At 39.7% G+C, this 26,796-nt stretch carries 22 protein-coding genes and 2 pseudogenes; 9 read left to right on the top strand and 15 right to left on the bottom strand.

The window, feature by feature from the left end; genetic code table 11:
* Positions 1–11 precede the first annotated feature (11 nt).
* The 9 genes and pseudogenes from MWM02_RS01685 to MWM02_RS01645 all read right to left on the bottom strand — a co-directional run.
* On the bottom strand, positions 12–1,589 hold the full coding sequence (locus MWM02_RS01685) for a methyl-accepting chemotaxis protein (protein ID WP_244402814.1): 1,578 nt from the start codon (positions 1,587–1,589) through the stop codon (positions 12–14).
* Positions 1,576–2,673 carry an alpha/beta hydrolase gene (locus tag MWM02_RS01680; RefSeq protein WP_232509592.1) on the bottom strand — a complete coding sequence of 366 codons (1,098 nt, stop codon included), beginning with the start codon at positions 2,671–2,673 and terminating at the stop codon, positions 1,576–1,578. Before MWM02_RS01680 ends, MWM02_RS01685 begins: the two co-directional genes overlap by 14 nt.
* Before the next feature lie 73 nt (positions 2,674–2,746).
* A complete protein-coding gene (locus MWM02_RS01675; RefSeq protein WP_244402813.1) occupies positions 2,747–3,706 on the bottom strand; it encodes an ATP-binding protein in 960 nt (319 codons plus the stop codon).
* 12 nt (positions 3,707–3,718) lie between these two features.
* A complete protein-coding gene (locus tag MWM02_RS01670; protein ID WP_064552220.1) occupies positions 3,719–4,420 on the bottom strand; it encodes an SDR family oxidoreductase in 702 nt (233 codons plus the stop codon).
* Between the two features lie 4 nt (positions 4,421–4,424).
* The gene (locus tag MWM02_RS01665; protein ID WP_244402812.1) at positions 4,425–5,243 is read right to left on the bottom strand and encodes a 6-carboxytetrahydropterin synthase; all 819 of its coding nucleotides are present in this window, start codon (positions 5,241–5,243) and stop codon (positions 4,425–4,427) included.
* Positions 5,244–5,258: 15 nt separating this feature from the next.
* Complete coding sequence (gene folE / locus MWM02_RS01660; RefSeq protein WP_244402811.1) at positions 5,259–5,828, bottom strand: GTP cyclohydrolase I FolE; 570 nt, start codon at positions 5,826–5,828, stop codon at positions 5,259–5,261.
* Between the two features lie 845 nt (positions 5,829–6,673).
* Positions 6,674–12,766 (bottom strand): S-layer homology domain-containing protein, encoded by a 6,093-nt coding sequence (locus MWM02_RS01655; RefSeq protein WP_244402810.1) that lies wholly within the window; start codon positions 12,764–12,766, stop codon positions 6,674–6,676.
* 244 nt (positions 12,767–13,010) lie between these two features.
* Positions 13,011–13,076: pseudogene (locus MWM02_RS01650) on the bottom strand (hypothetical protein); the annotation flags it as partial.
* A 256-nt stretch (positions 13,077–13,332) separates the two neighbouring features.
* Positions 13,333–13,461 (bottom strand): annotated as a pseudogene (locus tag MWM02_RS01645) (C39 family peptidase); the annotation flags it as partial.
* Positions 13,462–13,737: 276 nt separating this feature from the next.
* Between MWM02_RS01645 and MWM02_RS01640 the strand changes: the two are divergent.
* The 5 genes from MWM02_RS01640 (at position 13,738) to MWM02_RS19540 (ending at position 15,907) form a co-directional block, all read left to right on the top strand.
* The gene (locus tag MWM02_RS01640) at positions 13,738–14,646 is read left to right on the top strand and encodes an S-layer homology domain-containing protein (RefSeq protein ID WP_064552224.1); all 909 of its coding nucleotides are present in this window, start codon (positions 13,738–13,740) and stop codon (positions 14,644–14,646) included.
* A gap of 98 nt (positions 14,647–14,744) precedes the next feature.
* A complete protein-coding gene (locus tag MWM02_RS01635) occupies positions 14,745–15,014 on the top strand; it encodes a helix-turn-helix domain-containing protein (protein ID WP_064552225.1) in 270 nt (89 codons plus the stop codon).
* Positions 15,015–15,180: 166 nt separating this feature from the next.
* Positions 15,181–15,450 (top strand): IS3 family transposase, encoded by a 270-nt coding sequence (locus MWM02_RS01630; protein ID WP_481861760.1) that lies wholly within the window; start codon positions 15,181–15,183, stop codon positions 15,448–15,450.
* Positions 15,417–15,716 (top strand): DDE-type integrase/transposase/recombinase, encoded by a 300-nt coding sequence (locus MWM02_RS19545; RefSeq protein ID WP_481861759.1) that lies wholly within the window; start codon positions 15,417–15,419, stop codon positions 15,714–15,716. Before MWM02_RS01630 ends, MWM02_RS19545 begins: the two co-directional genes overlap by 34 nt.
* Entirely contained in the window at positions 15,692–15,907 is a 216-nt protein-coding gene (locus MWM02_RS19540; RefSeq protein WP_481861695.1) for an IS3 family transposase, read from the top strand. The genes MWM02_RS19545 and MWM02_RS19540 overlap by 25 nt, the downstream gene beginning before the upstream one ends.
* A gap of 30 nt (positions 15,908–15,937) precedes the next feature.
* Here MWM02_RS19540 and MWM02_RS01625 read toward each other — a convergent pair whose 3' ends face one another.
* From MWM02_RS01625 to MWM02_RS01610, 4 genes are all read right to left on the bottom strand, one after another.
* Positions 15,938–17,053 carry an Ig-like domain-containing domain gene (locus tag MWM02_RS01625; RefSeq protein WP_244402808.1) on the bottom strand — a complete coding sequence of 372 codons (1,116 nt, stop codon included), beginning with the start codon at positions 17,051–17,053 and terminating at the stop codon, positions 15,938–15,940.
* Positions 17,054–17,266: 213 nt separating this feature from the next.
* On the bottom strand, positions 17,267–17,935 hold the full coding sequence (locus MWM02_RS01620) for an S-layer homology domain-containing protein (RefSeq protein ID WP_064552228.1): 669 nt from the start codon (positions 17,933–17,935) through the stop codon (positions 17,267–17,269).
* Positions 17,936–18,914: 979 nt separating this feature from the next.
* Positions 18,915–19,151: a polysaccharide deacetylase family protein gene (locus MWM02_RS01615; RefSeq protein WP_232509593.1), complete on the bottom strand. Its 237-nt coding sequence runs from the start codon at positions 19,149–19,151 to the stop codon at positions 18,915–18,917.
* The gene (locus MWM02_RS01610; protein ID WP_244402807.1) at positions 19,145–20,101 is read right to left on the bottom strand and encodes a polysaccharide deacetylase family protein; all 957 of its coding nucleotides are present in this window, start codon (positions 20,099–20,101) and stop codon (positions 19,145–19,147) included. The genes MWM02_RS01615 and MWM02_RS01610 overlap by 7 nt, the downstream gene beginning before the upstream one ends.
* Positions 20,102–20,443: 342 nt before the next feature.
* Here MWM02_RS01610 and MWM02_RS01605 point away from each other — a divergent pair, with 342 nt between their 5' ends.
* The 4 genes from MWM02_RS01605 to MWM02_RS01590 are packed head-to-tail and all read left to right on the top strand — an operon-like array spanning position 20,444 to position 23,176.
* Positions 20,444–21,154: a glycosyltransferase family 2 protein gene (locus MWM02_RS01605; RefSeq protein WP_198401593.1), complete on the top strand. Its 711-nt coding sequence runs from the start codon at positions 20,444–20,446 to the stop codon at positions 21,152–21,154.
* An 18-nt stretch (positions 21,155–21,172) separates the two neighbouring features.
* Entirely contained in the window at positions 21,173–21,541 is a 369-nt protein-coding gene (locus MWM02_RS01600) for a DUF2304 domain-containing protein (protein WP_064552232.1), read from the top strand.
* The gene (locus MWM02_RS01595; RefSeq protein WP_064552233.1) at positions 21,528–21,896 is read left to right on the top strand and encodes an EamA family transporter; all 369 of its coding nucleotides are present in this window, start codon (positions 21,528–21,530) and stop codon (positions 21,894–21,896) included. Before MWM02_RS01600 ends, MWM02_RS01595 begins: the two co-directional genes overlap by 14 nt.
* 17 nt (positions 21,897–21,913) lie before the next feature.
* Positions 21,914–23,176 (top strand): ArnT family glycosyltransferase, encoded by a 1,263-nt coding sequence (locus tag MWM02_RS01590; protein ID WP_244402806.1) that lies wholly within the window; start codon positions 21,914–21,916, stop codon positions 23,174–23,176.
* Between the two features lie 410 nt (positions 23,177–23,586).
* On the opposite strand, the gene MWM02_RS01585 is transcribed toward MWM02_RS01590, so the two are convergent.
* Complete coding sequence (locus MWM02_RS01585) at positions 23,587–23,901, bottom strand: MPN domain-containing protein (protein ID WP_244402805.1); 315 nt, start codon at positions 23,899–23,901, stop codon at positions 23,587–23,589.
* Positions 23,902–24,119: 218 nt separating this feature from the next.
* Positions 24,120–26,702 (bottom strand): S-layer homology domain-containing protein, encoded by a 2,583-nt coding sequence (locus tag MWM02_RS01580; protein ID WP_244402804.1) that lies wholly within the window; start codon positions 26,700–26,702, stop codon positions 24,120–24,122.
* Positions 26,703–26,796: the final 94 nt, after the last annotated feature.

The raw sequence follows: 26,796 nt of genomic DNA, 5'->3' as shown, positions 1-26,796 counted from the left end.
GGCATCTCCTCTCATGAAAGTTTAAATTTGGCCATATAATCAAGCAACAGGTTGGATATTTCCGATAATTCTCTTGCCTGTTCGTGCAATGATTGAAGCAAGTCCGATAAAGCGATCGTCATCTCTGTGGTCGCCGCTGTCTGCTCATTCGCCATTTTCCTCATTACTTCTACTCTTTCGATGACGTTCCCGATATTTTCATCTTGCTTATATGGTTGCAAAGCGGCGATCATTTCATCGAAAAACTCGGTGATTTCATACAATTGTTCCCTTGATTTCATGGTCGCTTCCGTTGACAGCTCGTACATTTTTTCAACCGATTGGGAAGCCACCGCTTCTAGCAGCACCGATAACCGTTGAGTATGGGCCGCCTGTTCTTGTATATCTGTTACAAGTTGATTTAATTTATCTACCATTCGATTTGTGCTTTCCGATAATTTTTCCAATTCGCTTCCGTCATTGACTTCGCTTTTGGCAGTGAGATTGCCTTCTTCCAATAATTTGATTTGTCTTTGAATTTTTCGTATATTTTCATAGATGTGATGAAAGAAGCGAGCGGTTAATAAGAACAGGATCAACAAGGAAACTAATCCAGAAACAATTAAAATAATGGAATGGCGATAAAGCGGGGCGCTCATTTTTCCATAGTCTAACGCCAAATAAATGACTCGATCGTCACCTAACGGAAGAAACATTTTATATACTTTTTTGCCATCAATCTTGTCGATATAAGATACCTTTTTCATATCACGCTTCGTTAAAAAATCCCGGTCTTTGCCAGTTTGCAAACGGAAACTCCCCGCCTCGATTTTCTTTAACGGCGGATACAGCTGTTTTTCCAGCGACGGATTAGCAAAAACTTTAGGATGTAAAACGGCAATTTCTAGTAAAACATCGTTTTCTTTCATTAGTTTGTTGATCGTTTTATTTGGTCCCACCACTTCTGTGTAGTGGTAAACTTCATTTGCCTCTATATAAGGATTAATAATGTAATCTGTATTAGGGGCATGATAATATGCATATTTAAAAAATGCAGGTTCTGTTTTATGCGAACCAGACTGAGCAATAGGCAAAACTAATACGTTTTTATCGGAAAATGTTGCTCCTGGAATGAAAGGCTTTCCTCCGCTTAAAAGCATTTTTCCAACTTCGTAATAGCCGAATTTCTTGAAACTAAAACCGATTTCTTCCTTTTCTGTTGCAACGACTCCTACAATATCATCTTTTGACTTCGCCTCTTGAAATATGGTAATCCCCGCTAAACCTAGATCATCGCGGATTTTTAATAACTCTTCTTGGGTAATTTGCTCGGCAGGCCTCCCCTGCAATAAGGTGGCGATATGTTTCGCATAAGATATTAGTTTTAAATCAATTTGATGTTCAATAGATTGCGTAGCTAATTCTGTTTGTTCAACGGTTCTTAATACATCTCTCGCCAATACTTCCGCTTCTTGATTGGTCTGGCGTATAATTTGCTCTTTCATCAAATAAATTTGAATGGCTCCGGAACATAAAGCGATAATGAATAAAGCGGAAACGATCCTAATAAGAAATTGCCTGCGCAATGTGATATTTTTAACTTTCATCATATACCAATCCTTCCTCAAAATCATACTTTCCGGAAAACCACAGCAAAGATAATTGGCGAATTTCATCAAGCCTGTTATTACAAACATGCCCCTCATCTGGGAATTCAATTAGTTTTTTCTCTACAGGCAATGTTTTGAATAAATCATACATTTTATCATTTGGAACCATCATATCTTTATTTCCGTGAAACATAAGAACAGGCGATCGATAGTTTATCTCGTTAAATTTTGGAATCGCTCTTTCTTCTTTTTCATCTACAACGCATGAGCAATTCATGCGCCCCATAAAATAGGCCGGCAAATTCATTTTTTCTAATTCCAATGCAGGACTTACGGCAACTGCCTTTGCTACTTTTGGATGGGAACTTCCATATAAAGCCCAAGAAGCACCAAGACTAGTCCCAAATAAATAGATAGGCAATTCGGAAAAAGATTCACTTATGTCATCAATCAATTGATTGATGAATTTTTCCCATCTTATTCGTGTGCCAATTACCCCGTTTAAAGTAAACGTTTCCCCTTGCCCTGGTCCGTCAAAACTTACTGTGGCAAACCCTGCTTCAATAAAATCCATTTCATATTTGAACAATTCTTCTTTTGATGAATCTATCGGGTTAATAATCAAAATACATCCTTTGGCGTTAGAAGGAATCCGTATTCTTCCCGAAGCCGCAAAGTCATCAATGGAAATTGTTCGATATAATGTTTTTACTTCCGATAAAGAGTCTGCTTTGGCGGTAAATTGCAAACATTTTTTATACCAGTATTGTTTTTCCTCTGAACGCTGTGGATTGATCCAGTAGTTGAGATTGTAATATAAGGCTGTTTGTCGGTACGCATATTCCGCTTCTTTATATTTCTCCTTCATTTCCAGTTCTTTCGCTTTTTTCTCTTTCTCTTTCGCTAACCGTTCCCAAGATTGAAACCAAAGTTCCAGCGTTTTTAAATCAGGGCGGACTTTCTCCAAATCCTCTTTCTCAAGCCCATGGGCCAACCATCTTTCCCAAAACGCGTCGATAAGGCTAGCCGTTCTTAACGTTCTGCTAATCGTCTTGGAGACGGAATCATGCATTGGTGTTTCCAATTTTTTATCCCCTTTCTATAATGAAAAAATATTAAAAAAGTCTGCCTCCCCAGCAGCAAAATCACGTTAAACTTTATCCGGCATTGCCCAACTCATCCCTATTTTCTTTATGGATATCAAAACTTAGAATTAAGGTGGAACCTTTTGGAGAGGTAAACAATAGCACGCGTTTCGCCATTTTCATCATCAGCGTGAAGCCTTGTCCCAAAGATTTTTTTGTGGAATATCCGGCTAAAAGCGTTTTTTTCGGCAAATCTTTTAAAGCAAATCCGGGCCCCTTATCCTCGATCACAAATCGTATTTCATTGTTCTTTTCATCTTTGAGAATCGTCATTTTTCCTTCTTCTGCGTGTTTAATGACATTCGTAATAGCCTCCGATAACACTAATAGCCAGCTCATTATCGTGGATTGGCTCAATCCTTCTGATTCCAGCTTCTCTTTAGCCAGATTGCGGCAAATTGGTATATCGGAACGATCTTTTACCCTTCCTTCGCATAACACGATTCCTTCTTTATATTTGCTTACTTCTTCTTCGGTAATAAGCAAAAACTTTCCCTGTGTCGCAGCAAACATCACATCTCGGTAAACTTCCCATTGCTCTCCGCAATGGGAAGCAACAAGCGGTCGTTCTTCGGCCGCATCAGGTGAGGAAAACAGATCGTTCTTGTACATATCATAGGCCTTTAACATGGCGTTTTGTATATCCGGTCTAACGTCTAAATTTTTAATTTGGTGAGGTATATCTAGTTTTTGTTCACCCCACTTTAACATTAGTTCACTCAAATAAAGAATAAATTCGCCTTTGTTTTCTCTATCCGGATTTGTAAAAAATGGTTTTGATAGTGAAAGATAAAATAAAAAATCCCCTTCATCTTTACTTAAGCCGAGATACTGGCTTAATTTCTTCCCGAGAAAACCTCTTTTCGTCATAAAGTTAAGTTCTGAATAAGATAAGTCGGCCGGGAGAGATGGGGCAAAAAAATTAGGTCTTTTATCAGCATCTTTAAAAATTTTATCGATTAGCCTCCTCAATGGAAGAACCCCCTACAAGATTCCTAGAGGGGGCATGATGGTAATCTCATCGACAAACGCCCCCGGTGGTTGAGTAATTAAGTAAAGCAAGTGTTTGGCTACTGTCTCTGTCGGAATCATATTGGATACATCCGGTTTAGGCTCAATCGTTTCCCAAAAGCTGCTATTTACTGCGCCGGGGAGAACGGCCGTGACTTGCACTCCCTTTTGGCGAAGCTCTGCTTGCAGCACTTTCGTTAACCCCAATACCCCGAACTTTGACGCCGAATAGCCGCCGCATCCCGGCAACGCGGTAGTGCCGGCGATGGACACTAAATTGATGATTTGTCCTTTTCCTCTCTCAGCCATATGTTTGCCGAAATATTTGCATGTCAGATAAGTTCCTCGCAAATTCACCAAAATCATTTGGTCAAAGTGATCTGTAGAAGAATCGATAATTGGCTCGAACATTCCGACACCCGCGCTGTTAATCAATACATCAACAGTGCCAAACTGTTGAACGGCCCGTTCATAAAAGTTTTTTACAGATTGTTCGTCCGTTACGTCTAAATGCAGCGACAAAACGTTTTCTGAAAGCTGATCGTTATTGCTGCGACTGCCTAAGACTAGGTTTGCCCCTAAATTTTGAAGCAATAATGCCGTTTCTTTTCCAATCCCCTTGCTTGAGCCTGTAATGGCTATCGTTTTTCCCGCTAGTTGCAAATGTTTTTCCATGCTTCTACTCCTTTTCCGGACCGTAATATTCAAAGTAATTTTTTTCCGTCTCGTATAGCCCTATTTTGTAAAGATTCGGGAGTTTTGGAGATAACAAATCCCAAATAACAATCGCAACATTTTCCGACGTTGGGTTTAAATGTTTAAATTCTTCCGTGTCGAGATTTAAATGTTTATGATCAAATTTTTGTATCACTTCTTGGTGAACAATTCTATCCACGTCTGCGATATTTGCGATCATTCCTGTAACAGGGTCAGGATTTCCGCTGACTGTGACTTCCAAATAATAGTTATGGCCGTGGCCGTAAGGGTTGTTGCACTTTCCAAATATCGAAAGATTTTCTTCATCGCTTAGTTGTTCACTATGTAAACGATGGGCAGCGGAAAAATGGTATTTTCTTGTTAGCCGAACCATCGAATTTTCCTCCTTCTCTGAATATAAGAAATCATTTTCGTGCAAACGGATTTTATGGAGTTTGCAGTTAGCGAATTTTCCATCCAGCGATTCCCATAAATACGTCACAATATTTTCCGTTGTAGGAATCTTTTCTTTAAAATAAGGATTTTCTTTATTTAAAAACTTGCCGTCTAATTCTTTCTCGACAAACGATTGAACGACTTTATCGACATCGGTAATATTGACGACAATTCCTGATTTTTTGTCTATTTTTCCTTTCACCATGACTTCTAACGTATAATTATGCCCATGCCCGCTCGGGTTGCTGCATGGCCCAAACACTTTTTTGTTTTCTTCTTCACTCCATTGATCAATGCGATAAAAGTGCGCGGCCGAAAAATGCGTTTTTCGTGCGAGATATAACATAAAAAGTTCCTCCCTTTAATCTCTTAACAGAGCGCGTTCAAATTCTTGCACCAACGCATCATTTTCTTTAAAAACACCTTTTTTCACTGTAGTCACTGTGGAGCTGCCAGGTTTTTTCACACCTCTTGCGCACATACAAAGATGTTGACCTTCCACGCTGACAATAACTCCTTCCGGTTTAAGAACATTCATGATCGCATCGGCAATTTGTTGCGTCATTCTTTCTTGCACTTGCGGCCTTTTCGATACAAGTTCTACTAAACGGGCAAATTTGCTCAAACCAACAACTCGCCCATTTGGAATATAGCCAATATGCGCTTTCCCAAAGAAAGGAATCAAATGGTGTTCGCAAAATGTGTAATAATTAATATCCTTGACGATGACAAGACCTTCATACTCTTCTTCAAAAGTAGTGGTTAAAGCCGTTTCGGGATTTACTCCAACCCCGGCAAATACTTCTTCATACATTTTGGCCACACGTTTCGGTGTATCTAAAAGCCCTTCTCGTTTCGGGTCTTCGCCTATCAGCTCCAAAATCGCGCGAATATGTTCCTCCAATAATCCTTTTTTCAATTCAACAGCCATCTGTAATCCCTCCAAAAAATTCATCTTATAGAAATTAAAGAAAAATAATATTGGTAAAAAAAGCAAAAAAGCTTAAAAGTTTGTTTAATATACCATCTTTTTCAACATTAGACAATCATTAATGGTGTTATTAGGTCTTTTTTCATATCGCATTTTAATCAATTTGTCCTTATTAACCGCCTCTCTTTCTATTTCTTATATCGACAAACTATAGGATTTTTTTATTATAAATACAAAATTTATAGGATTTTTTTATTATAAACACACCATTTTTTTAAATAAAAAGACATAGGTTAATATATCTAGACTGATCTGGAAAAAATTAATAGAAAATAATATATAAAATTTTTGTATAAAGTTTTTTATTATGTAAAAAAAAGTAAAGGCGCCTTTGAATTGAATGCACCAAACAACATCGAAAACGGAGAGACATGTCTATATCTCAAATGGAATGGCATTTTGCTAAGGAGGGAATCAACAAGGGTTCCACTGTTTTTATGTAGTGTGACCGAATAAGGTGAAAACCATCAGAGATGCTGTGCAAAATCTGAATAATTCGCAAAGACCTGAGCGCTATTTCCGATTTTGCACGAAATAATTGGCAATAGGTCCGAAATAATGTGCTAATTTACACGGAGATATTGTAGTGCCCCCAAAACGGTTGAAGAGTATCAGCCGTTTCCAAGAAAAACGGAACGGCCTTTCCCCGATTGAGTATCGGGAAAAGGCCGCATTTATTGCCTGTTTGGCAAAGTTATGTGCATATTTCGCACTATGCGGTATTCTCCTTTCCTATTTATCCAATCAGTCTTCCGGCAAGCTTTGGCGGATAGCAGTACGCCAGTTTAATTCATATAGCCAACAAATGTTAAGAAACGGTTCAAAATAGCGGCGATATGAGAACGATTCGCAGGTTCGCGCGGAGCAAATTCACCTGTCTTGCGACCTTGCATAATACCAGCCTGCAGCAATAACTCCACATCATCCCGGGCCCAAATGCCGATCGCATGAAAGTCTTTATAGTTTTTGACTGATTTTCCTGCATCCAGCTTCTGTTTGTCATATCCAACATATTGCATCGCACGGGATATCATCGCAGCTGCCTGTTCGCGGGTAACCGATTCATAAGGTGCAAAACGCCCGTCTCCTTTTCCGTTAATGATTCCCGCTTCGACTGCAGCCATCAATTCTTCCGCAAACCATTCGTCTCCCTTCACATCGGTGAATCGTCCATCATATTTTTTGGATGCTGCCAAGCCAAGACTGCGAGCCAGCAAAACGGCTAAATGAATCCGCTTCGTATCCTCTAAAGGTCCATACGTACCATCTTTGCGGCCGCGAATAATCAATTTAGACGCCAGTTTTTCTACATCTTCTTTGTTCCAAAGCCCTTTAATATCGGAGAACGTTTGATAATGCTCTATGACGGCATATTTGCTGTTTGTCATACTTCTAAAAACAGCTTCATTTCCATTAAAGTAACTAGGCAAAGCGGTAAAGGTGCCATCTTCATTCAATCTTATGACGGTCGCCCGATTCACATTTACTTTGTTTTCAAATTTAATCGAACGTTTAATTGGCCGCGTAAATCGATCCAGTTCAATCTCTTTGTTGTCAGCGGAAGCAAGCACAGCAAAATCAACAATATTCGATACAGCAGTTAATCGGTGTTTTTTCAACACGCCTTCTTTATCAGAAATGGTATTGATCCGAATCGCAATCTGCATCCGATCTGCAGATGCGTTCAGCTGTTTAGCCAAATTGGAAAGATTCAGCTCTTTGATAGGCAAGCTGTATGTGCCGTTTCCTGTCTCGACCTGAATGGCAGATTGCTGATTTTTCTTATTTAAAAGTTCAATAATATCGGATGAGAATTTCACTTCTGTAACTTCTTTGCTTTTTTCTGGACGTAACATAATGGTTAATATATTAAATGCTGCTTCTTTAGAAATGAAATCTTCTATTGCTGTCTTCGCAATTGTTGCAGTGATTTTTTTCGTTCCATCTTGCATAACTTCTTCTGTTATGGACATTAAATTCTCTGGCAAAATCACTTCTCCAGCCACAGGCGGTCTTTGACCGTCCGGATTCTTACCATCGGTTGGAGGCGGATTATTTCCATTGTGATTTCCGTTTCCCGGATAGGTCGCCCCTTTCGCTGTTGTAAAAGTCCAAATAGAAGAACGAGTCTTTCCTTTAAAATCATCCTCAACCATTACATACCATCCGTACTCTCTTCCTGCCGCTAGATTTTTCCATTCCGTCTCAGCCGTTTCATTGTCTTTTACTTTCGCTACTTCGCCAATTTTTTGATTTGTAAATACATTGACTTCAAATTTGTCCGTTGCCACCATTTTTTCTTGAGGCGCCAAGTTCATATCGATGACAAATTCATCTTTTCCAGGGTATGCCGTACTGTCATAAAAATTGTATTTATTCAAATACGGAGAATATGTTTTTACATAAATTTTGTTTTCGACAGGATTCACGTGAAGCAGCCGCATAAATCCTTGCCCGCCTTCTGGCCCGCCTTGGTAGTCAGCAAGTATTTGATATACTTTGCGATCTGGCTTGCCATCTTTGTTATCGTCAATTTCGTCGATCAATGTCTCGCTATCATGATAATGCCCGCAAAGCACTGCAATGACATTTTTGTTTGGAACAACCACTTTTTCATAAATTTTATCGCCAATCGGACTGCGGTTTCCTGATACAAGCAAATATTCATGGAAGTTTAAAATCGCCATTCGGTCAGGATATTTCGCAAGCACTTCATTGATCCAAGCAATATCTTCATCATTCACTCCCCAGCCCATATAAATCATGATGAAATCATTTCCATTTACACTGACAAGATCGTAATGACCGCGGTTATTTTTATAAGATTCTCCATAATAATCTTTTCCTTTAAAACGACCTTCCCCAAAATATTTGCTGTAGTGGCTATAGTCGCCTGTTTTATGACCGACATCATGATTGCCAGCCAACACGCCGTATGGAACGTTATGCTTGTCAAGAACGCTCATCGCGTCATTCGCGTTGTTCCATTGCATCTCGTCTTCCGCTTCATCGACTAAGTCGCCCGTATGGAAAACATATTGAATGTTTAATTCCTGTTGTTTTTCCACAATCCATTCTGTCATTCGCTTAAAAATATGCGGATAGCTTTCCGAATAATATTGCGTATCAGACATCCAAACAAACGTGTAATCAAATTGGGTAGTTGACGCGATTTCATCCTGCACCATCACTTGCACCGTTTGGTCTTTCACGTAATCTGTACCTTTTACAGTTCCTTGCAGCGTAAAATTTTCATCGTTTTCAGCTACTTTCCAATGCAGCGCTTCCCATTTGTTAAAAGCGTAATTCCAAACATACATTGTTACTTTTCGGCCTAAGAGAGACTTTCCTTCCCATGTGAATTGAATTTCATCATTTGCACCGATTTCTTTATCTAATTTCACTTGGAAACGTTGATACGGAAATTGACTGATTGATTTCGTGACGATATATTGGGAATCTGCTTTTTCTAATTTTTTGAGTTCCTCGCCTGTGATGGCCGTTTCCCCTTTTGGAGCCATCTCTTTCGGCGGTTCGCGATCAATATGATTTTGATAAATCGATAACTCTTTTTCCCCTGGCTGGTATTGGTACCCTTTAAAAAAGGAAACGTGCAAATCATCTTTCGTAGGATCAGAAACTTTTACCTTTAATTTTGGCGATGTCGATACATTTTTTTCTTGATGTTTCGGCGAAATGACTTCAGGGCTGAAAGGATGCTCTTCTACAGTCAAAAATGTGACCGTTTTTGATGCAGCGTTTCCAACATGGTCAACCGCTTTCAACATTAACGTATGTTTCCCTTGCGATAATTCAGCGGATGATGTCGCAAATGGCAAAGCAATCGGCTTTCCATCTAAAGTTGCTTCCACTTTGCTTACTCCCGCGATTTCATCCTGCGTCTCTGCATCAATCGTAAATTCTCCTTTATATTCTTTTCCTTCTTCCACCGAAGGAGTAATCATTGGAGCGCGATTGTCGACTTTCACATTGGCCGTTACTGTGTTTTGCCCATCAGTGGCTTGGATGATGTGCGTTCCTTCCACTTGTTTCGTTGTATCCCACACATACGCTTTGGCATTGTACTTTTCATCTGGAACCGTAAACGTGAAATCCACTGTTTTCTGTGATGACGCCCCATCCCCTACCGAAATTTCTTTTTGCGGATCTGCATAGTCGGGATCGTAAAGAACTGTGCCGTCTTTCAATACTAATCTGGCATTTTTTATGTAAAAATCATCGCGGTTTTCTTCCGATTCTGGATCAAATGGGGATACTTTCGTGCCTGAACGAACAGAAATCGCCATTCCTTTCCCTTTCTCAAAGTACTTTGGATCAATCGGGACTGTTAACGTCACATATTGATTGACCGTATCATCAAAGATAAGTAATATGTCATCTCCGATCGTGATTCCATTTTTGAAATAAAGATTTGTTTTCTTTACCTCGACCGCAAAATAGGCTTGATCTTCCAGCGCCGGCTTCGTTTCGGCGGTGACATCTTGCGAATCAATTCGGATCGTTGTGTTTGATATATCATTGGAACTAGCTTTAATGATGGCGGTTTGATTCAAAATCGTTTCATTTGTTACGTTTAGCCTCACTCCCTGCGGTTTCTCTTCATGAATAATAGATATTTGTTGTTTTTTCGTTGTAACGTCATTCGTTCCGTCTGAAACGACTAAATAATATTCAATAAATGACTTCCCAATGAGTTCCGGTGAATAAATCGTATAATGATATAAATCATCATTAAAATTTTGGAGCAAGTCAACCGATTTATATTCTGCCGCTTGATTGTCTTTATAAAAAAGACGGACTGTTTTGACTTGTTGATTATCTTTCGCGTCAAACAATAGCTGGACATTTTCATATTCCGATACTTGCTTTTGCGTTGTTAAATCTTCGAATGCCGGATTTTCATTGTCTTCTGGAATGGCAACAGGCTGGCCAGGCACTTGTACCGATGCCACTTGTCCCGGTGTTGCGCGTTCCTTGGCGCTGCTGTATTTTTTCATATTGCGAGAGCCGTCTCTTGGAAACGTGTAGAAAATTCCTTTATCCGGTGCCGTATCCTTTACATTTAGTTCGTCATTATAATACGCAGCGGCAACATCATGGCCTGTATTTGTCGCGATCGCAATGCCGTTATGGTTCGTGTTGGACATGCCATTGGAGTAAACTTTCACAATGCTTTCGTTTTCTACCAATTGAGTTCCGTAATGTGCATTAAAATCTGCCACCGTTTTATCTTTGTTCCCCTTATTGATAATCCAAAATACCATTGTTTTTCCTGCCGGCAAAATGATATCCTCTTTTTCCGGCCCCCATACTAAATCCGCTTCAGGACCATCCGTCGGATATCGATAGTGAATCTTATAATCTTTTAAGTTAATATCTTTGGAAGAATTGTTGTAAATCTCGATAAATTCGTAGCCGTCCACTCCGTTGACATTCGTTGAGTCTGGAACAAGCTCTGTAATTAATAATGGCGGCAATTTTTGCGCATCAAACGATCCGCTGTCGATGGTAATTTTTTGTTCTTCGGTTTCCGCTTTTTGTGTTCCGTCAAATGCTTCGATTTTATAAAATATTTCATTGGTATAAATGCTTTCTTTTCGGATGACCGCTGTATACGTATTTGTTTCCGCGTTGCTTAGTTCCATCGGAATGGTCTTATATTCGCCATTTTCTTGAAAACGGTAGGATAAGACGACACTAACTACTTTTTCGTTATCCGTCACCCTCGCTTCCATCTTAATATCTTCCTGCCATTTTCCTTTCGTTACTGGCGTATGCATAATAACAGGCGGCTGCGTATCGTGACTTACTTGAACAGGTTCAGCAGGCACTTGCCCTTCTATCATTTTCCCTGGATTTGCCGGGTTGCTTAAGCCGATATTTAGGAGCTGCTGTTGACCATTTACTGCCTTATACTGAATGCCCTTGTTTTCTACAACATTTTCTTTTCCATAACGTGCGGATGAAATTTCGTTATTGAATTTATCCGCAATAATAATGGTTCTTTCTGCTGTGTTGGCCATGCCAGCTGAGTGAATCGTGGTCATTCTGTCTTCGCTGACTTCGGATTTATAATTGTTGTTGAAATCGGCAATGGTTTTATCTTCATTGGAGCCGTTTTTAATCCATGCAACAAATGAAGTTTGAGCTGGAATCGTTTTATTGTCGTCAAATTTCCAAACGACATCTGCTTTCTGATCAGATGCGGGATAGCGGTAAATAATTTGGTAGTCTTGCAGGGAGATAGGCTGATTGCTGTTATTGTAAATCTCGATAAACTCGTATCCATCGCTGCCTCCTGCGTTCGTGGAATCAGGAACGATCTCCGCAATAAGCAATCTTGGATTTTTCTGCGGGTCATCGTTTCTTTCCGCTTGTACTGTTACTTGCACAGGTTCTTCCTTGTTAGCTGGGTAGTAGGTTGTTTGCTCTCCGTCTTTTGCTTCTATGTAATAAGACAGCTTCGTTCCCACATACTCAGCAGCGGAAATGGTGCCTGAATATTCATCATTATTTTCTTTTGTCAAAGGTTTGGCTTTCCACTCCAAATCAGGTGAAGTTTGATAAAAAAGCGTAACAGTCGTGCTTTCGCTGCCATTTTCCACTTTCGCACGGATCGCTAAATCTTGCTGGTTGCTGATGTTCGCAACAGGAGTATGCATAAGCTGTAAGCTCGTCGTATTGCTTGCTGTACTTGTTGCAGATTGCGCTTGCTGGAATGGCGTTTCTTTGGGCTCCTTCGGCGGGGATTCTGCGGATGGTGCCGCCATAACGGATAGAGAAAAAGGGAAGAAAACGCTAAAAAAAGCAAAGCAAATGATTATCATCCTAATAAAAGTAAAGCGAAACAAACGCATTTCGATTTACCTCCCATTTCAATATGATATTTTTGCAATTATTTTTCTTTTTTGACAATTTATTATACAGGTATAAATTTAAAAAGGTATTGACAGTATGTTAAATTTAGGTAAATAGTGGAATGCAACCAATTGGATCTATACAAAAAGAAAATATCCTGCATCCATAACCGCAGCGATCGCATTACATGCTTCTTTATCTAAATTTTTTAAAGCCCGGATGGCCGATTGGAAGTGTTCAAACCTAATGCTTCGTAATCATAATTGCAGTTTGGACGCGCTTCACCGGCTGATTAGGATGGAATGATCCGTCAGGAAACCCCTTTAATAATCCCCTTGCTGCTTAAAAATTCAATTTCCTATTTTTCCCAAAAATCGTTTGGGACGTCTTTAAATTTTGATTTTGCTTCTGTCGTTGCCGCAGGAAGAAACATAAATCGGCTACGGAAAAACCGTTATCGGAAACAGAATAATTTTCTCCACCGCACCCGCTATCACCGTAAATTTTCGTTTTGATCGATGTAATAATGTTTTTACTCCTTCACCATCGATTCCCATCGAATAAATTTTATTTGTTTGGCGAATGTCATCTTATCGGCCCTCACTCCCGCATGCTGTAAAAGCATCGCCAGAGACGCGACTTCACAGCCGCGCGGCAGTTCCGGCTTTTTCTGAATATGCGGCACATTTAAGATCGTTTTCGCATCCGTCTGATCTGCACGTCGCAAAAACACTGGCATAAAGTGCCGGAGGAAATGGCTGTCCGTAAAACATCTCATTTCACCTTTTTCTAAAACATAATCATTTCCAGCATAAAAATGAGTAACTTAAAGCCAGCCTATCTACATCTTTATGGAATACATACCTTAATTTACTAACGAACAATTTTACCAAAAATTCTTTTCAAAGTAATTTCCCGCCTTTATAATTGGGATATATTATCTACCAAACAACTTATAGGAGGACATATCATGAAACGTATACTTCTTCAAGTTGCTTTATCATTGCTGGTTGCAATGTTAGCGTTGCCTACAATGAATGCTTCCGCCGCAACCCGGTTTTCAGATGTAAATTCAAATTACTGGGCGTATAACGAGATTAACTATTTAGCAGGCAAACAAATTATCAAAGGCCAAAACGGTAAATTTCTTCCAGAGAATCCGATTAAACGCATGCAAGCAGCCGAAATACTCGTAAAAGCGTTAGGGTTAAGCACCAAAAACCGTCCTAATCCAAATTTCAAAGATATTAAACCAGGAGACTACGGTTATGAATACGCGGCGACTTTAGCGGATGAAGGAATTATGACGGGCAGTAACGGCTATTTTAAGCCATGGGACACGTTAACAAGAGGGCAAATGGCAAAAATTCTTTCAGAAGCTTATGACCTAACATATGCATTTGGCTCTGATTTTGATGATATTGATGAAGATAGTTGGCTGTATGATTACGTCTCTTGTCTTGTAGATAATCATATTACTACTGGATACAATGACAATACATATCGTCCAAATGATAAATTAAAAAGATCACAATTTGCTGCTTTTATGGCGAGAGTATTGGATGATTCATTTAAACCTGCCGTATTATTTAAAACAGTCGGCTATGATTGGGATGAGGACGGCGGTCTCACTCTATTAGTGGAAGCAAGAAACAACTTCTCTTATCCAGTAGAAGCAACGGATGCATTGATTGCCGTTACAGACAATGGTGAATGGATTGCTCTCGATTGGTTTGAATTTGCTCCGAATGAACTACGTTTAACTGCTAAAGAATCTAAACGAATTCAGCTATACTTCCAGCCAGATTATGTGCTTACTGAGCCGATCGATTTAACAGATATTATGCTATTCTCAAAAACTGAAGTAATAAAAAAGTAACTTAATAAAAAAGAGTTTCGCCTTTGATATTATCCCCTTATAGTAGACAGACAGAAAAAAGAAAGGGATGTACTGTCTACTATGGAGGGGATATTTTTATGGGAAAAATCAGAAAAACTCACAGTAAAGAATATAAATTAGACATGGTGAAGAAATATTTGTATGAGGGATGGACGAAGCGTGAAATCATGGATCAATTTTACATCTCTTCTTCCATGTTACATAGATGGGTTACTCACTATAAAAATGAAAGAATTCAAGGATTAGAAGAGAAACGGGGCAAGACAAAAGGTTTACATAAAGGCAGACCAAGAAAAAATCCTTTCACACCTGAAACAAGAACTGGAACATTTACGTGCGGAGAATGAGTATTTAAAAAAGTCATTAGCGCTAAGAAAGGAGGAGAGGAAGTAAGGACGATGGAAGAGCTATCTAAAAAATATCCCATTCGTCTACTTCTGTAAGGTATCCAGCGTTTCAAGAAGTGGATTCTACAAGTGGAGAAAGAGAAAATTCATGAAAACGAAAAAATAAATAGAGAATGGGCAGATCAAAGAAAAGATTCAAGAGTGTTACCAAACTGTCCATGGAATTTACGGCTATCCTCGAATCACCGCTTGGCTCAGGAAAAAATACAACCTAACCATCAACCACAAAAGGGTATATCAGTTAATGAAAGAACTAGGGATTCAAGCAAGAATTCGAAGAAAGCGAAAGTATTTTGGAAAGAAAGAGGCATACGTGGTATCTGATAACCATTTGAATCGAGAATTCAAGCCAATAGACCGAATGAAAAGCAGGTGACGGATATTACGTATCTTCAAAGCAATGGCATACGATTATATCTGTCTGTCATTAAAGATTTATATAACAATGAGATTGCCGCTTATCCAATCAGTCATCGAAATGATGTTAAGCTTATCATCGACACGGTGAAACTAGCTATCAAACGAAAAAAAGATGTGTCTGGAATCCTTATAGTGACCAAGGATTTTAGTACACATCCAGACAATATCACACACTACTTAAACAATACAATCAGGGTATGTCTAGAAAAGGGAATTGTTTAGATAATGATTGTATGGAAAATTTTATCAACCATTTAAAGACAGAGTGTATCTATATGCATCAATTGGAAACAGCTGAAGAAATGAAGCAAGCCGTTTTGCAATACATAGAATTCTACAACAATGAACGGATACAAACGAAAAGAAACAGCTGTAGCCCTAGAGAATATCTGGCTACAGCTGTTTCATATTGAAAAAAACAGGCCGTTACTTTTTTCTCTTAGCTATTTAACAACGAATTTCATTTTTACGGCTTTTTTCAGACTGAGTCCTTTAACATCTTTAATTTCTTTACCGATGTAAAGCATATAAGCTTGCCCGGATTTATATGGCTGAAGCGGTATGACTTTTACCGCTTTCTTCGCAGCCACATATTGAATGGTAGTTTCCACCACATTTCCGTCTGCATCGAGTACGATAAAATCCATCTCGGAAAGCGTTTGTTCGTTTAAGCTTTTGTTGAACTTGACCATCCATTCTTTCGTTGCTGGAACGCCCGTTACCGTCTCTTTTTCTTCGGCTGTCTCGTCTTTTTCGATTTGTTCTTTTATTTTCTTCCCTATATTATCCATAGCGCTCAATAGTTGTTGAATCTCCATTCTTAATGCTTCAATGCGATCATATCTCTCTTGAAGTAAAGCTTGGTCGTTGATTTTGGATGAAAGGGCATTTAAACGGTTTTCGACAGCGTTTAACCGATTTTCTAATGCACGGAGTTTCCCCACATAGCTAGGGTTTTCTTGCACATCTTCGTCAATTTCCTCTACTTCCTGCTCGATTTCTTCATCTGTCGGGCCTTCCTCTTCCTCTACTTCTTCCTTTGCTTTCGTAGAATCTTCCGTCATTTCTGCCCCTGTTCCTGCATCTGTCGATACCGTTCCGTTCATACCATCTGTCTCACCCGTCTGATTTTGGAACGCCGCACTTGCCCCCTCTTCACTTGTTCCAGGTGATTCCGTTGTTTCACCAGCTGCAGGCGCTCCATCTGGTTTTGTTCCGTTCTCCACTGTGTTGCCTTCCGTCGGTTCAGTGGACGGCTCCTCCCCTGTCGTCGGCTCCGTTGCCGGCTCTCCTAATTCTTCTTTCCAATCGGCCAGCTTGCTTTTATAAGATTCAAGTTTTTCCTCGATTTTATCGAGTTGCTTGTCAATGGATTTCAACTGTTGAATATGGCCTTTTTTTTCTTTTTGTTTTTCCTCATTCTTATTCTCGTCTTGCTTCTTCTCCTCGTGGTTCTTCGAAGGTTCATTGTGGCCTTTTGGCGCTGCAAACGCAGGTGCCGATAAAATCGAACCTACCGCTAAAATAGCCGCCATCATCATTGATAACTTTTTATACATGCCTTTCTCTCCTCCTTCTATGGGCTGACGTAGCCGCGCCTCCATGCTTTGCGGCATTACTTACGCTGTCTCGGCTGCATCTTAAAAATCTTGTAAAAAGTAGAAGTGAAAATCGGATGATATTCCCGATTTCCTGACCGTTTCGGCAAGGACACAAAGAGACCACGCATACTCTCCCATTTTCTCGGGCTACAGCTTTCTTGTTTTTCATCATTACGAAATATCTTCAATAATCAAGTCGCCATATTCAGAGTCCGAATTCGCGACACTTTGTTCAGCGCGGAATAGAAATGCCGCTAATTGCCCCCGTGTGACGGCGCGGTATGGCGAAAACGTTGTCGGTGTAGTCCCCTTCGTAATCCCTTTTTCTACCAAAACACCAACATAACTGGAAAACCAATCGGACGATTTCACATCAGTGAACTGAGTCGGCACTTTCCCTTGTTGAAATCCAAACCCAAGCGCTACCATTTTCGCCATTTGTGCACGGTTTAACGTTTCAAACGGCTTAAACTTGCCGCCATCCCCTTTTATAATACCGGCTTCCACAAGAGCAGCAACCGGACCGTAATACCAATCCTGCTTTTTCACATCCGAAAACCCGGGATCTTTTACATTCTTCGTATCCAGACCTAGCACAAGAGCCAACATTTTGGCAGCTTGGGCGCGGGTAACAGGCTGATATGGCTTAAACTTGTCGCCATACCCAGTCAAAATTCCACGGGATGCAAGGCTGTGCACAGCTTCATAAAAATAATCTCCTTTTTTCACATCCGTGAAATTTGTTTGAACCGCTTTGGCCGGATAAGATCCGCCCGCCGCAATGGCAACAACTGCAATGGCCGCCAAAATGCGTCGGCGGCATTTTGAAAAGAAGCTCATTTGGCTCCCCCGCTTTCATAAAATTTAATTGATTTCGCGCATCCTACCCATAATATCGGATTATTTTTCTGTAAGTTTAAATATTTTTTTATGTTCTCGGGGCAACCACGTTGCAGAAGCTCCAAGAAATATTGACCTTTCGTTTTTTAATAGCAACTTGGAACAACAATTCCACTATTTCTTTTACCCGATACAGGTTGATGTATTTCGAGATGAAAGGGCCATCTTTCAGCAATTAAACCATTCAGCTAAAAAATTGCTCAATGAACGAAATCTCTCCTTCCCTTAATAACGCTCTTATAAGAAAAACATTCTACGAAAAAGTTATTTTTTCTGCTTCTTATATTTACAAATATCAAGAAAAAGAAAATCATGATAAAAACAACGCCAACCTTTAAGAGTATATCTACAAACCCTTCCATGTTGTTCACCTCTAGTCGATCATTGGGTTTCATTGTTCCCTCTGCTCGAAGGCTATCACAATCTTTTACCGGTATGTTATACGGCTTTGGAAATGCTATAACCTGAAAGTTCGCTGTTTCGGAGGTGCCGGGGAGCTCTAAAGGGAAACATATCTATGATCTTTCTTAACGTTTACATATATTGCTTCCTTGCCATTAATGAATGGGTGTTGTCCCCAATTTAAAAAAGATGCGACTGCGTAACCTAGCAAGCCTTCATTTGTAATATTGTATCTTTTTCATTTGCAGCAAACAATGTAATTCATTCATGTTTTTACTTAGAAAGATGGTGTCATCCGGCCCTTCCATAAACGTTTTTGCCGGGGATGGATAGTCCATCATAGGTTTATCCCGGGATTTAAATTTCCGATTGGGATGCGTCTGCATAAATATTTCTTGCCGAACAAGACGTCTAACAATGTCCATGGGCGCTCCGGCGTTAGCTAAAAGCGGAAGCGGTACGGGGGAATATTCTAAGCTTTCTCATTCGGGACATGCCAGCAGAGCGAACACCCCTGTTAGTTTTGAACCATTTTCGCAAAGTCCTTCAGCGTATATTCCGGGTATACACCTAACCGTTTTATCTCCAGTAAAGGATCTCCTATGTGCACTTTCCCCTCTTTTGTCGTCACCGCCAGTTTAAAATCCAGTTCGTTTAATATTCGAATAATACTAGAGTTATATTGACCGAATGGATAGGCAAAATACCGGGCGCCTAATATGTCTTTACTCCGTTTAATGTCTTCTTTTACCACATTAGGACATCGCTCTTCCTTCCGCTTAAATGATGCAAACGATGGGTATGGGATTCAAAAGTAAATACATCGCTCATGGCGGCCATTTCAGATCGGCTCAAAAACTGCAAGCCATCCGGATTGAACTTTTGCGGTTCTTTCGCTATTCTACTCGTTATAACAAAATTGACCGCTTTGAAGCCAAGCTTTTTTAATTTTGGATAAGCATATATAAAGCTTGTTTTCAACCCATCATCAAAGGTAATGACGACCGCTTTGGCGGGAATATTCGCCTTTCCCCGTACATACTGTTCTAAACGCTGCAACGTAATCGTTTCATATCCGTTTTCTTTTAACCAATCCATTTGCTCATTAAATTGGCTATCTGAAATGATCGTTGATACATTGCCTTTGTTTTTATTTTCGGATTTTTTCAAAATATGGTGGTACATTAACACAGGAACTCCATGATCCCAGCTGGCTTTTGAATGATGGATGTATCCAATCCGGCCGCCAACATCAATTTGATACCAATTCTTTAGTTTACGGATGATTGGATAACGCATATTCCCTTTAATCGTAACAAACGGAACCGACTTTCCCGTACTATTGTCATAGATTCGCTGATTCTCCATTAATAAAATCGTGTCGTTTGAATTCTTGAAATGGCTTGTATTCTCTCCCCTAATCGCTTTCGCCTTAAACGATTCGACATTGCCTTTATAAACATAGGCGTAACTATTGCCGAATTTAATTCGCCACCAGTTTTTTCCTTGATCTTTATAAACTTTTAACATATCCCCTTTTTCCATATAACCGACTTCTACCAATGAACCGGTGCTGTTATCAAACAGTGGAACGTGATTTTTAGTGGCTTTAATATATGTATTAAGCTTGTCAGCTTTAACGAGATGATTGGAAAAACTAAAAAACGAAATGAACAATAAAAAAACAAACAAAACTGGCTTCATATATTACCATTTCCTCTCTTTCTATATTTTGCATTTATTATAACTTATAGAAGATTATGGAGACTATATAATTTTAGAGATTAAGAGTTGCGATAAGTTTTCGACAAATTCCGGGCGATGCCATAGGCAAATATACAAACAGATTCCATGCGACCCGAACGACTTTTTGGCTCTCTGTCTTCATTTTACTCTTTCAAAAAGCAACGCCCGTAGAGGTTTTCTCTCTGCAGCCCTTTTTTACATATTTTAATAATTTTCTAGCGATAACTGGCGCCGATCGTAAAGTGACATGATTTTGGAAAAATGCTATACTAACCATTTGAGAGACATTCCATTTTTATGATGGAATGTGTCAAAGGAGGGGAGATAGTGGATATTCTTGTCATTATCCCCGCTTATAATGAAGAAGCGGCTATAAAAGATACAGTGACAAATTTAATTAAAACATGCCCATATGACTACATCGTGATTAATGACGGCTCTACCGACCGGACATTGGATATTTTAAAAGAAAATAAATTCCATTATTTAGACTTGCCGGTTAATTTAGGAATCGGCGGCGCAATGCAGACAGGTTATCGCTACGCCCTCCAAAAAGGATATCAATATGCGATTCAATTAGATGCGGATGGACAGCATAACCCAAAAGATCTTGAAAATCTTGTTTCCGAAATTAAAAATTCCAGTTACGATATGGTGATCGGTTCTCGATTCGTGCAAAAAACGGATTATAAAGGAAGCTTTTTCCGAAGAATGGGGATTCTATATTTTTACTACCTGCTATATATGATAGCCGGAATCAAAATCACCGATCCAACCTCGGGATACCGAATCGTCAACCGCAAAGTGATGAGGGAATTCGCTAACTATTATCCTGTCGATTATCCTGAAGTGGAAGTGCTGGCGAAACTAGCAAAAAAAGGATACAAAATTAAAGAGATCAAAGTAGACATGAATGCGAGACAAGGCGGAAAATCGTCGATTACTCCATTAAAATCATTATATTATATGACAAAAGTCACTTTTATTTCCGTGATCCGCTCTATTTTTTAATAAGGAGGAAAAGAGTTCATGGGAAAAGTCCAGATAATTACGATCGCATTCGCGTCTCTTTTCCTCATTCAAGTCGTTTATTATTCCAGCCGCAATAAATTGAGGGACAAGCAAGCATTTCTTTGGTTTTTAATGGCTTTTATCAGCATATTCATTGCGGTCTGCCTCGATTGGTTCAATAAAATCGCCGCACTTCTCGGCGTGGCCTATATGCCTGCCCTCATATTTACAATTGCTTTTTTAGTCGTCTTGAATATTCTTATTTACCAGTCAGTCACGTTATCCGATCATCAAGAAAAAATAAAAACGCTCGTACAAGAAATCGCTTATCTGAAACATGAATTGGAAGAATACCAGCGTAAGGGAGAGAAAGATGAATCTCGTTAATTTTTTATTGATTTTGTCCAACACATGTATTCTTGTTATAGGCCAGTTTTTATGGAAATACGGCATGATGAAAATGTCTTTTTCATTGGATCCCCTTTCTATCATAAAATTATTGTTTTCTCCGTTTATTTTTTCCGGCCTCGTTATGTACGGCGCGGCCACCATTTTATGGCTTTTTATTTTATCCCGCGTCCCATTAAGCGTTGCCTATCCGGTGCAAAGCATCGCGTATGTGCTCGCTGTATTTGGCGCCTATTTTGTCTTTCATGAGCCGCTTTCGCCGGCCAAAATCATTGGGGTCATTCTCATTATATTGGGGGTCTCTCTCATCGGAATATCGCCTAATACTCAATAATATTGGAGGGAATATTGTTGCTGCCAGATAAAAAGAGGAAAATCATCGTTGCCATCATGCTATTAACAGCGCTTGCTTTTCGCCTTTTTGTTTTATGGAAATACGGATTATCCCTTACTTTGCATAGCGATGACACAGGATACATAAGAAGCGGCAAAATTTTGGTGGAAAAAGGCATGCTCGTCTACCATTACAACCACATAAACGAACCTACCGTCCATATCATGCCCGGGCTGCCGATGTTGCTGGCTGCCATTTTCTTTATTTTTGGCACCGGCGACGTGGGATTGTATGCCGCAAAAGCCGTAATGATTTTATTCGGCGTTGCCAGCGTCTACCTTATTTATGCCATTGGCAAAGATATTAACCAAGAGGGGGCCGGCATCATCGCTGGATTTTTTACTGCGCTATTTGTTCCGCTCGTAGAAATGGATAATTTAATTTTAACCGAACCGCCTTTTTTATTTGGGCTTCTTCTTTTCATCCATTTTGCGATCCAGCTTGGGCGAAAGCATAGCATGTCCGCTTTTTATGGGCTGATGTTTGCCTACTTGTTCTGCCTGTTGTTTCGCGCTACCGTCGCCCTTATTCCGTTCGCGCTTCTTGGCTACTTTTTGCTCATTAAATATCCGCTTCGGCTCGCATGGAAGCAATTAGGGATAGCCGTCCTGCTAGTAATCATCGTACTTGGGCCATGGTGGGTGCGCAACTATATTCACTATAAGGAATTTATCCCATTAACCGGCAGTTCTGGAGACCCGCTTCTGTTGGGCACGTATCAAGGAGATGGATACCGGTATGGCGAGCCTTATCAAGAAGTAATCAAAAAAATCGATGAACAATACCCGAATATCACCATTCGCAAAAAACAAGAACTGGAAAAAGAAATCGCTATCGAACGGATCAAAAGATGGTATGAGGCAAATCCGAAACAATTTATCGAAAGCTACACCATAAAAAAAGCAAAAATACAATGGGAAACGCCTTTTTACTCGGTTGAAATATTGGGCGTAAAGAAGCCCTTCATAATTTCCTTGCACCAACGGATCGTATCGCTGGCATTCGCATCGATGACGCTCACTTTGCTTTTGTTCAGGCGCAACCGCAAAGAACTGTTGTTTTTTACGTTCATCATCGCGTATTTTACCGTTTTAAACAACGTGTTTTTTGCCTACTCGAGATATAACCTTCCGCTTATGCCGCTTGTATTCTTATATATCGGCCTGCTTGTTTCCGCCGTTTGGCACATGCTTTTCCGCAAAAAAGCAGCCTCCTCTTGAACACGAAGGGGAGGCTTTGTTATTCCCAAACGCCATATGTAATGCAACAATCGATCACGATGGCTGTTGATGGCGCGGGATCTATAACTTGTTGATGAAAAAGGCAAACGAGTCAGAATGTTAATCGATGAAAGGAAAAAGCAGCACATATTGGAATGGATAATGGTGAAATATATGTTCCGAATTACAATGAAAAACGTTCAAAGTCTAAAATAGTGACAGTGAACGTGGCAGCCTAGGAAACCTGTCATTCCATTGCCACCATCCAATGTTTCGCCAATAGTTGCTTCCACCAAAAACATTGCCGCTTATTAGTAAAAAGCAATGACCTTCATCCCATGAAAAGATGCAGGTCGTTACTTTTTATTCAACAACGAATTTCATTTTTCGGCTTTTTCAGATTGAATCCTTTAGCATCTTAACTTTTTACCAATATAAGTTCTCCTAGATTGATATTTAATTGATTTTTCCAACATGGCAGTCGGATGTTTTTTCACGCTAGGACAGACAACGACAAACTTCTCGCGGTCGGCTTCCACAAGAAATGGCTTCAGCAGCTTGTACGCGTCTTCCGGAGATTTGATTTGCCGCTCCCTGTACAGCACGCTAGACTCCCGAACGAGCTTCAGGCTGACAATGTTGACGCGCTTCGCTGGCTGCTTGGCAGGCACCTCTCTTTCCAGCAACTCTAGCTGTTGGTGGCTATTGGTTTGACACTTGCTCATCCTTTCCCTCCTAAAACAAAAATAGTCTCAATTCCTTCCGTGGAATTGAGGCTTTATGACTGTAGGTTCAAAATCATAATATATAATATTTGAAATCTTGAAATCAAGCTCAGTACAGATTTGGGCAAAAAGAAAAGCCCCGCAGAGATTATCTCCGCAGAGCTTTTCGACATACATCGGGTAGTGACAAGCACCTGCCCCATGTCAGTGTTGGCTTATTATTTGCTTAATACTGCGTTTTTAACTGCGTTTCCAGCAAGGTCTGTAATATTAGTGTCGTTGAACTCAACAGTAATTGTATCAGTTAATTTAAATGCAGAAGTTGAAGCAGCTTTAATAGTAAGAACCTTCTTAGTAGCATCTAATGCAAATGGAGTAGTACCATCTAATTGGATTTCTGTACCATTTACTTTAACTTTAACTCCATTTACAGTACCAGCAGGAAGCTGTATAGCTTCAGAGAAGTCCACTGTTAAGTTCTGACCGTCTACTAAAGTTACTTTTGTTGCAGTTGGAGCAACGTTTTCTTTTACACCTGAAACTACAACAGAAGTCTTACCCTCTTTAAGTGTGTTGCCATCAACATCTTTTAAGTTAGCTACTTCTAAAACTCTATCTCCATTTGCAGTTATATAACCTTCTGGCAGTGTAATTAAAACATTCTTCTTATCATTTAAGAATGTAAGAGTTGCATTATTTGGTAGAGTTACTCCACCCAATTTGTAGTTTGCAGCAACTAATGCTGAAGGTCCCATGTTATTGTTAAATGTGACAAGAATTTGACCTGGAGTTGCTTGTTGGGTTGCTGATAAAAGTTCTACAATTGCACTTGTAGATGTATCAGGTGCAACTGATACAGTAAACGTAGTTGCAGTAGTAGTAGCATTAGCTGCAGTGTCAGCTACTTTACCAGGAGCGATAGTTACAGTATAAGTACCTGCTTTTAACTTACCGCCTGAAACAAATTGAGAACCTGTTAAAGGAATTACGATATAGTTTTCTTCGTCTCCGTCAATTACACCGTTTCCATTAGCATCGTAATTGTCAGCTACAGTACCGATAGTAGTAGGGCTAGCAGCAGGTGTTAAAACTCCTTCAGTATCAACAAATTTAATAGATAAGTCAGTAGCAGTTAAAGATACATTTGCCACATCTTCATCATATTTTACAATTAGCTTGTCATCTTTAGTCATTGCAGATACAAATTTAGGCGCTGTTTTATCTTTTTGTAATGTTACTGAAGTAGTGTAAGCATCGCCTGTATTACCTGCTTTATCTTGGAATCCTTCAACTTTAATAGTTGTATTTAAGAAATCTCCAGTAAGTTCTCCGTCAAGGTCAAGAACAAATTTTGTTTTGTCAGTAGAATCTTGTTCTGTAGCTGTTAAGTATTTTACTGAACCATTACCTAAAGTGATTTTTGCATATTCAGCAGCAGTACTATCACCATCTGCATCTACTAACTTTAAGTTTTCAGAGAATTTAAAAGTAGCTTTTGTTCCGTTTACAGAAACTGCAACCGTTGGCTTAACATTGTCAGTTGGCACATTTAAAGTATAAGTTAGTGTATTTGGTGTTGAGAAGTTACCAGCTACGTCCTTAGCACCTACAACTGCTAAAGTATAAGATTTTCCTGCCTCTAGATTCTTAATTCTAAGTTCTTTTTCTCCAACAGTAAAATCATAATCAGTACCAGGAGTTAATTGGACACCGTTTAATGATACAGTTCCTTCAGATTTTAAAGCTTCAGAGAAAGTTACGATAGCATCAGAAGCATCATAGCTTACTCCAGTAATTGTAGGTCCTTCTTTATCGCTTACAGTAACTAGGCCTTTATATTCATTTACATATACTGATGCGTTGTCCTTAAGCGCAACTTTATCTTTCATCAATTCTACTGCATATGTCCCATCAAAATATTCGGAACCACCCTTTACAGTTACTGTAAGTACTTTTCCATCTGCACTTAATGAACCTAGTAAGTTATTAGCTGAAACATTAGCAGCTGAACTAGTAGGAGTGATTTTTAAAGCATTACTATCAATTACATTTGTTGAAGCGTCATAAAGACTAGAAGCATTAACTGCTTTGTTAAATTTAATTTGTAATGTAGTACCGTTAATCGCACTTACACTTTCAACTTTCGGAGCTTTAGCTGCTTCTTGCGCATCCAACGCGCGTTTTACAAATGAAGAGAATGCTGCGCGAGTAACAGTATCTGTTGGTCTGTAATTGTTGTCTGCAGTTTTTGTTATTCCGTTTGCTTCTAATGTTTGAATGTAGTCACGGAATGACGGATCTGCTTTATCCAAATCGCCAAGTTGGGATTTGAAGTCTGCTGGGCGTGTTAAATCAAACGCTTCTACAAGCACTTTCGCCATTTGTTGGCGAGTAATCGGTTGGCCAGGATTTAATTTGCCGTCAGTACCAGTCATAACGCCAGCAGCTTTCACGATTGCCGCTGCTTCGACAAGCTCTTGGTCTTTTGCGTCAACTGGCACATCGTCGAACGCTTTTTTGTCTTCTGGCACTTGGAAACCTTGGTCTTTTAAAATGCGGGCGAAAATTTTCGCTACTTGGCCGCGAGTGATGCTTTCGTATGGTTTGAACGTGCCATCTGTAAATCCTTTAATGTAGCCTAATTCCACTAAAGCGCTGATGTTCTCTGCGTGCGGATCGCTCGGATTCACATCGCTGAACGACGCAGCGCTGGCTACTACCGGACCTACCGCTGTCGCAACTAATGCAGCAGATACGGAACCAGCCAAAAATTTGCGGTAAGACTTTGGTTGGTAAGCCATCTGTATTATTTCCTCCCCTTTTTATGGTGATAACTGATGAATTTATAAGAAACTAAATTTAAGAGATTCGCTGTATGTACACTTTCCCCATAAC

Source organism: Parageobacillus sp. KH3-4 (assembly GCF_022846435.1).
Lineage (GTDB): Bacteria > Bacillota > Bacilli > Bacillales > Anoxybacillaceae > Parageobacillus > Parageobacillus thermoglucosidasius_A.
The sequence above is the reverse complement of the archived record's forward strand: the minus strand, read 5'-3'. Positions and strand labels throughout refer to the sequence as shown.

Coding starts and splice junctions, on each gene's coding strand:
- MWM02_RS01685 (WP_244402814.1), bottom strand. CDS start 1,589: ATGATGAAAGTTAAAAATATCACATTGCGCAGGCAATTTCTTATTAGG.
- MWM02_RS01670 (WP_064552220.1), bottom strand. CDS start 4,420: ATGGAAAAACATTTGCAACTAGCGGGAAAAACGATAGCCATTACAGGC.
- MWM02_RS01665 (WP_244402812.1), bottom strand. CDS start 5,243: ATGTTATATCTCGCACGAAAAACGCATTTTTCGGCCGCGCACTTTTAT.
- folE (WP_244402811.1), bottom strand. CDS start 5,828: ATGGCTGTTGAATTGAAAAAAGGATTATTGGAGGAACATATTCGCGCG.
- MWM02_RS01655 (WP_244402810.1), bottom strand. CDS start 12,766: ATGCGTTTGTTTCGCTTTACTTTTATTAGGATGATAATCATTTGCTTT.
- MWM02_RS01640 (WP_064552224.1), top strand. CDS start 13,738: ATGAAACGTATACTTCTTCAAGTTGCTTTATCATTGCTGGTTGCAATG.
- MWM02_RS01635 (WP_064552225.1), top strand. CDS start 14,745: ATGGGAAAAATCAGAAAAACTCACAGTAAAGAATATAAATTAGACATG.
- MWM02_RS19540 (WP_481861695.1), top strand. CDS start 15,692: ATGTCTAGAAAAGGGAATTGTTTAGATAATGATTGTATGGAAAATTTT.
- MWM02_RS01625 (WP_244402808.1), bottom strand. CDS start 17,053: ATGTATAAAAAGTTATCAATGATGATGGCGGCTATTTTAGCGGTAGGT.
- MWM02_RS01620 (WP_064552228.1), bottom strand. CDS start 17,935: ATGAGCTTCTTTTCAAAATGCCGCCGACGCATTTTGGCGGCCATTGCA.
- MWM02_RS01610 (WP_244402807.1), bottom strand. CDS start 20,101: ATGAAGCCAGTTTTGTTTGTTTTTTTATTGTTCATTTCGTTTTTTAGT.
- MWM02_RS01605 (WP_198401593.1), top strand. CDS start 20,444: ATGGAATGTGTCAAAGGAGGGGAGATAGTGGATATTCTTGTCATTATC.
- MWM02_RS01600 (WP_064552232.1), top strand. CDS start 21,173: ATGGGAAAAGTCCAGATAATTACGATCGCATTCGCGTCTCTTTTCCTC.
- MWM02_RS01595 (WP_064552233.1), top strand. CDS start 21,528: ATGAATCTCGTTAATTTTTTATTGATTTTGTCCAACACATGTATTCTT.
- MWM02_RS01585 (WP_244402805.1), bottom strand. CDS start 23,901: ATGAGCAAGTGTCAAACCAATAGCCACCAACAGCTAGAGTTGCTGGAA.
- MWM02_RS01580 (WP_244402804.1), bottom strand. CDS start 26,702: ATGGCTTACCAACCAAAGTCTTACCGCAAATTTTTGGCTGGTTCCGTA.